The following is a 6,533-nucleotide window of genomic DNA, read 5'->3' as shown; positions in this document are numbered from 1 at the left end:
GAGAGTAGGACGCCGCCGGACATACTTTCGTAATGGGCTATCAGTTATCTGATAGCCCATTACGCATTTTTGCGACCCGCTTTCCGTCCACAGGTCGTCTGAACGCGTTGTTCATCCACAGGGTGGCGCCCAGAGCGGGCCCGTTGTCGGAGGTGCTCCGTTTCGTGTCTGGCGAAGGAGGTGCCAGATGAGCACGAACAAGAAGAAGGTCGCTCAACCGCCCAATGAGGTGAGGCTGACGGGGGCCGTCTCTGGTGAGCCAGAGGTGCGGGTGCTGCCGAGCGGGGACGAGCTCTGCGTCTTCCGTGTGGTGGTGCCGCGGGTGCCGGTGCGGGCGCGTTCGGACGGAAGGAGGAGTCCGAGCGTCGATGTCGTCGACTGCTGCGCCTGGGACGCCCGTGCCCGGCGGTCGGTGTCGTCGTGGAAGCCAGGAGACGAGGTGGAGGTGAGGGGTGCCCTGCGTCGCCGGTTCTTCCGAGCCGGTGGCGCGACCGCGTCGCGGGTCGAGGTGGAGATCAGCTCGGCTCGTCTGCTGCGTCGCGCAGCGATCGGATGAGCACGCCGAGGCTCGGCTTGGGCTGGAACGACGTCGCCTTCTCCGGGAGCAGCCGGTCGTTCTCGGCGATGCGCTGGACCAGATCGACCGGGGGAGCCGGCATGAGCACGGCGACGCTCGAGCGGGGGTCAGCGTGACTGAGGGCGTCATCGACGGTGTGGTGATAGCTGATCGTGGTGGGGCCGTGGGGCAGGGCTGGCACGAGCTGGCGGTGGAGGACCTCGACGGCAGCCTGGTCGTCGGGCACTGCGAGGTTGACCACGACCCAGGCACGGCCGTCCGTGGCGGCGAGAGCGGTCGGCGACAGTGCGGATACAGCCTCTGCCTGCTCTCGGTCCGTGCACGACATCCCGAGGCTCTCAGCGGCACTGCGGAGGTCGTCGAGGGTCGTGCCGGCGAGGCTTCGATGGATCGGGCCGAGGAACAGGGGAGTCGTCGCCTGGTCGACGAGCATGGCGAGGCCGAGGTCGCAGGGTCCGCCGGGCTCGCGCTGCTGGAGACGGAGGTAGGCCGCGTAGCGGTGGTGGCCGTCGGCGATCAGCGCGCGAGCCTCGGCCAGCTCCGCGGCGATGTCGCTGAGAGTCGTCTCATCTCGGATCGCCCAGATCCGGTGCTGCTGCTCGGAACGGTCGGTGAACTCATGGTCGGGCGTGCCCGCGCTGACCGCCTTGGTGATCGACGCGAGCCGAGCGGTCCCGTGGTGGACGAGCAGGATGGGCGCCGGGTTGAGGCCCATCTCTGCCATCCGGTCGGCCAGGTCGTCGGCCTGCGCCGGATGGATCCCTTCGTGTGGCAGCACCGCCCGGTCCTCGGGACGGGTCGCTCGCCGTGACACGTCCAGCGCGCCGACGAGCCCTCGGATGGTGATGCCGGCGGCGGTGTATTCGTGGAGGTAGAGCGCGGGTGCCTCGTCGCGCGTGACGAGGCCCCGGCTCTGCCAGCGGAGCAGACGGGCGGCGACACCTCGGTAGGGGCGCGCGAAGGCCCGTCCGGTCGATGGGTCGCCGACACGATGGGGCGCGAGCATGAGTCCGGCGAAGGGACGAAGCTGAAGCGGACCAGCGACGTACGGGGGCGTCACCACCTGCGCTGCGTCCATCAGGGCATCGTACGGACGATTGCCTGAACCACCTGACAGGCTTGCCCTGTGTTGTCTGCATCGGGGTTGTCCGCGTCCACTGATCCGCTGACATCTGCCTACGACCTGGCGATGCTCGACCTCGACGGCGTGGTCTACATCGGGGGCGAGGCGGTCGCCGGTGCGGCGGCCCACCTCCGGGCCACCCGCGACGCGGGGATGCGGATCGCCTTCATCACCAACAACGCTGCCCGTACTCCCGGCGAGGTCGCCGAGCACCTTTCGGACCTCGGCGTCGACGCAGATCCGCGCGACGTGGTGACGTCGGCGCAGGCCGCCGCCCACCTGCTGGTCGAGCGGCACGGTGCCGGCGCCAACGTGGCGCTGCTCGGTGGCCCGGGGCTGCAGGCGGCGCTCGTCGAGGTGGGGCTGGTGCCCGTGGGCGCCGCCGACGACGCGGTGGCTGTGGTCAGCGGTTACGGCCCGGACGTCTTGTGGCGCGACATCATGCGGGTCGCCATGCGGGTGCGCGACGGGTTGCCCTGGACAGCGAGCAACGCCGACGCGACCCTCCCTACGCCGGCGGGGCCGGCGCCCGGGCACGGCGTGCTGGTCGACACGCTGTCCAGGTTCGCAGGGGTGCGACCCGTCGTTGCCGGCAAACCGCAACGGCCGCTCCTGGACGAGACGATCCGTCGGGTCGGTGGGCGACGACCACTGATGGTCGGAGACCGGCTCGACACCGACATCGAGGGTGCCTCCAACGTCGGCATCGACTCGCTGCTCGTGCTGACGGGTGTCACTGGGCTCGCTGAGCTGGTCGCGGCGCACGACGCTCACCGCCCGACCTACATCGCGGTCGACCTGGCGGGTCTCCTCGAGAGCCATGCGGCGCCTGCACGGCACGGCGACGCCTGGGTCCTCGACGGCTGGCGTGGAGGGGCACCTGGGGGGCGGTTGACCGTCGAGGGCGACGGACCAGCCAGCGCCTGGTGGCGGGTAGCGGCGTGCGCCGCCTGGGCCTACCTCGACCAGACCGGTTCCGTCGTCGACATCAACGGGGTGGGCGTCCCCGATACGCAAGAGTTGGAGCGGTAACCTCGCTGCCATGACCGAGGAACCTGTGGTCGCGGCCCTGGACGGCAATGTTCCGGCGCCGACCGGCATCGCCTCCATCGACAGCGTGCTCGACCTCGTGGCGGGCCTCGACGCCCGGCCGCTCGAGGAGCATGCCGACGTCTTCGAGACGGCCCACTCCGAGCTGCGCCGCGCGCTCGACGACCCCGAGCTCGGGGCCGCCGAGGCGAGTCCGGCCCAGTCGGCCTGACGGTGCCGCCGCGCCGACTCCGGCTCGACGCGGAGCTGGTCCGGCGGGGGCTCGCCCCCTCGCGGGAGCGTGCTGCTCACCTGATCGCCGACGGACGCGTGAAGGTGTCCGGTGCGGTGGCCACGAAGGCCGCCACCGGGGTGACGACCGACGTCGCGATCGTTGTCGCTGAGGGCGAGCACGGCCCCGACTACGTGTCGCGCGGCGCGCACAAGCTCCTCGGCGCGTTGACCGCGTTCGGGCCGCTGGGGCTCGAGGTCGCGGGGAGGCGTTGCCTGGACGCCGGCGCGTCGACCGGTGGCTTCACCGACGTGCTCCTGCGTGCAGGGGCGCGGGAGGTGGTCGCGGTCGACGTCGGCTACGGCCAGCTCGACTGGTCCCTGCAGTCGGACCCAAGGGTCGTTGTCCACGACCGGCAGAACGTCCGTGCCCTCACGACCGAGATCATCGGTGACCCGGTCGACGTCGTGGTGGGTGACCTGTCGTTCATCTCGCTGGCCCTCGTGCTCGACGCCCTGCTCGGAGTGACCCGGCCCGACGGCGACCTCGCCTTGATGGTCAAGCCACAATTCGAAGTGGGCAAGGACCGCGTCGGCAAGGGTGGCGTCGTTCGCGACCCGGCGCTGCGGGCTGAGGCCGTGCTCGGCGTCGCGACGGCTGCGGACGAGCGGGGGTGGGGAGCCCGCGGCGTCACGGTGAGCCCGCTCCCGGGGCCGTCGGGCAACGTGGAGTTCTTCCTGTGGCTGCGCCGCGGCGCCGCTACCGTCGATGAGGACGAGATCACTGCCGTCGTACACCGGGGCACCGGGGCCGACACCCCCTGAGGGTGGGATAGGACAGACTGAACCCGTGACCCCGCCCACCGAGCAACCGACCGAGGAGTCCAGCGGACGCCGGGTGCTCGTGCTCGCCCACACGCGCCGCAACGAGGCCCGTGAGGTCGCGCGCGCGTTCGTCAAGGAGCTGACGGCACACGGCATCGTCGTACGCCTCCTCCGCGCCGAGGCGGCGCACCTCGGCATCGAACCCGACGCCTACGACCCGGGCGTCGAGCTGACCGACTCCGAGACCGATGCCAGCCGGGGCTGCGAGCTCACCGTGGTCATCGGCGGCGACGGCAGCATCCTGCGGGCGGCCGAGGTCACCCACAAGCGCCTCACGCCCGTCCTCGGCGTCAACCTCGGCCACGTCGGCTTCCTGGCCGAGGCCGAGCACGAGGACGTCGCCGCCACGATCGAGGCGATCGTCGCGCAGCGCTACACGACCGAGGACCGGCTGACGCTCGACGTCCGCGCGTTCCACAACGGCGAGCTGGTCTACTCCACCTTCGCCGTCAACGAGGCGAGCGTGGAGAAGGCCGCCCGCGAGCGCATGCTCGAGGTCGTCGTCGAGATCGACGACCGGCCGCTGTCGCGCTGGGGTTGCGACGGCGTGGTCTGCGCGACGCCGACGGGGTCGACCGCCTACAACTTCAGCGCCGGAGGGCCGATCGTGTGGCCCCAGGTGGAGGCGTTGTGCATCGTGCCGCTCAGCGCGCACGCGCTCTTCGCTCGACCCATGGTCGTGGCCCCTTCGTCGGTCATCGCCATCGAGGTGCTCGCGGGCAACCAGGGCGCGGGCGTGCTGTGGTGTGACGGTCGGCGCAGCGTCGACCTGCCCCCCGGCGCGCGGATCGAGGTGAGCCGCGGCCTGCGGCCGGTCCGCCTGGTGCGCCTGCACCAGGCCCCGTTCACCGATCGGCTGGTCGCGAAGTTCGGGTTGTCGGTCGAAGGCTGGCGCGGCAGCGCCGAGAAGCGCATCCAGGAGCGTTCGGTGAACGACCAGTGATCGAAGAGATCAGGATCAGCTCGCTGGGCGTCATCGACGCATCGACGTTGGAGCTGGGTCCCGGTTTCACCGTGGTCACCGGCGAGACCGGTGCCGGCAAGACGATGGTGGTGACCGCATTGGGGTTGTTGCTCGGCGGTCGCGCCGACAGCGGCGCCGTGCGCGTCGGCGCCAAGCAGGCACGGGTCGAGGGCGTCGTCCGCACCGACCGGGTGCCGGGCCTGGCCGCGGCGGTCGAGGAAGCCGGTGGCGAGGTCGAGGACGACCTCGTCGTGCTCGCGCGCAACGTCAGCGCCGAGGGACGTTCCCGCGCCTACGTCGGCGGCGCCGGCGTTCCGATCGCGACGCTCGCCGAGATCGCCGAACCCCTCGTCGCTGTCCACGGCCAGTCCGATCAGCACCGGTTGTTGAAGGCCACCACCCAACGAGCCGCCCTCGACCTCTACGGCGGGGCGGCGGTCGCGACGCCCGCCGCACGCTATGCCGAGCTCTACGAGCGGCTGGTCGCGACCGAGCGGGCGCTGGCCGACGTCGTCGCGACCGCTCGCGAACGGGCTCGCGAGGCCGATCTCCTGCGTTTCGGCGTCGACGAGATCGAGGCCGTCGGGCCCCAGCCCGGCGAGGACAAGGAGCTGTCAGCGGAGGAAGCGCGGCTCGGCCACGCCGACACGCTGCGCACGGCCGCCGAGCAGGCCCGCGAAGCGCTGTCGAGTGAGCTCGGCTCGCCCGACGCGCTCGGCATCGTCGCGGCCGCTCGCGGCCTGCTCGACGGAGTCCGCGACCACGACGCGGAGGCGGGCGGCCTCGCCGACCGGGTCGCCGAGGTGACCTACCTGCTGTCCGACCTGGCGGCCGACGTGGCGTCCTACGCCTCGGGCATCGACACCGACCCTGCCCGGCTGGCCGGCGTCTCGGAGCGGCGTGCCGCGCTGACGGCACTGACGCGCAAGTACGGCGACAGCATCGACGAGGTGCTCGCCTGGGCCGAGCAGGCCTCGACCAGGCTCCTCGACCTCGACGGCACCGACGAGACCATCGGCCGGCTCACCGCCGAGCGCGGCGCACTGCGCACCCAGCTGGCCGCGGTCGCCGTCGAGCTCACCGAGGCCCGCCGCGGCGCCGCAGAGCGCTTGTCGACCGCCGTCAGTGACGAGCTGACCCTGCTGGCGATGCCGCACGCCCGGCTCGCGGTCGACGTGCGCTCCAAGGAGCTCGACGCGCCCGCCGACCCCGACCACCCACCCGGAGACGGGCTCCTGGTCGCCGGCACCTGGCTGCGCATGCAGTCCCACGGCGTCGACGAGATCGACCTGCTGCTGGCGGCCAACACCGGATCCGAGCTGCGTCCGCTCCACAAGGGCGCGTCGGGCGGTGAGCTCTCGCGCGTGATGCTCGCGGTCGAGGTCTGCCTCGCCGACACCCATCCGGTGCCGACGTTCGTCTTCGACGAGGTCGACTCGGGCGTCGGGGGAGCGGCCGCGGTCGAGATCGGCCGGCGGCTGGCGGCGCTCGCCCAGCACGCGCAGGTCCTCGTCGTGACCCACCTGCCACAGGTGGCCGCGTTCGCCGATCGTCACGTCGTCGTGAAGAAGTCCTCCGACGGCACTGTGACGAGCTCCGGACTCACCACCCTCGACGACGCCGGACGCGAGCAGGAGCTGTCGCGGATGCTCGCCGGACTCGCTGGGTCCGACTCTGCTCTTGCCCATGCGCGGGAGTTGCTCCAGATGGCCCGATCCGGCTGA

At 71.7% G+C, this 6,533-nt stretch carries 7 protein-coding genes; 6 read left to right on the top strand and 1 reads right to left on the bottom strand.

Annotated features, from left to right (window positions below; all coding sequences use genetic code 11):
• The first annotated feature begins 187 nt into the window (after positions 1–187).
• The gene (locus F0U44_RS20505) at positions 188–556 is read left to right on the top strand and encodes a single-stranded DNA-binding protein (RefSeq protein WP_149730233.1); all 369 of its coding nucleotides are present in this window, start codon (positions 188–190) and stop codon (positions 554–556) included.
• Here F0U44_RS20505 and F0U44_RS20500 read toward each other — a convergent pair.
• Positions 516–1,655 (bottom strand): DUF1015 family protein, encoded by a 1,140-nt coding sequence (locus F0U44_RS20500; RefSeq protein ID WP_149730232.1) that lies wholly within the window; start codon positions 1,653–1,655, stop codon positions 516–518. The two genes, F0U44_RS20505 and F0U44_RS20500, sit on opposite strands and share 41 nt — an antisense overlap.
• A 48-nt stretch (positions 1,656–1,703) precedes the next feature.
• Here F0U44_RS20500 and F0U44_RS20495 point away from each other — a divergent pair, with 48 nt between their 5' ends.
• From F0U44_RS20495 to recN, 5 genes are read left to right on the top strand one after another with little or no spacing between them, the layout of a single operon-like run.
• Positions 1,704–2,732 carry an HAD-IIA family hydrolase gene (locus tag F0U44_RS20495; RefSeq protein ID WP_246160702.1) on the top strand — a complete coding sequence of 343 codons (1,029 nt, stop codon included), beginning with the start codon at positions 1,704–1,706 and terminating at the stop codon, positions 2,730–2,732.
• A 10-nt stretch (positions 2,733–2,742) separates the two neighbouring features.
• Positions 2,743–2,961, top strand: coding sequence for a hypothetical protein (locus F0U44_RS20490; protein ID WP_149730231.1), 219 nt, complete (start codon positions 2,743–2,745; stop codon positions 2,959–2,961).
• Positions 2,962–2,963: 2 nt separating this feature from the next.
• On the top strand, positions 2,964–3,785 hold the full coding sequence (locus tag F0U44_RS20485) for a TlyA family RNA methyltransferase (RefSeq protein ID WP_149730230.1): 822 nt from the start codon (positions 2,964–2,966) through the stop codon (positions 3,783–3,785).
• A gap of 25 nt (positions 3,786–3,810) precedes the next feature.
• A complete protein-coding gene (locus F0U44_RS20480; protein WP_246160701.1) occupies positions 3,811–4,788 on the top strand; it encodes an NAD kinase in 978 nt (325 codons plus the stop codon).
• Positions 4,785–6,533 carry a DNA repair protein RecN gene (gene recN / locus F0U44_RS20475; protein ID WP_188113590.1) on the top strand — a complete coding sequence of 583 codons (1,749 nt, stop codon included), beginning with the start codon at positions 4,785–4,787 and terminating at the stop codon, positions 6,531–6,533. The genes F0U44_RS20480 and recN overlap by 4 nt, the downstream gene beginning before the upstream one ends.

Source organism: Nocardioides humilatus, assembly GCF_008373755.1.
GTDB classification, from domain to species: domain Bacteria; phylum Actinomycetota; class Actinomycetes; order Propionibacteriales; family Nocardioidaceae; genus Nocardioides; species Nocardioides humilatus.
This window is presented reverse-complemented; position numbering and strand designations above follow the sequence as displayed.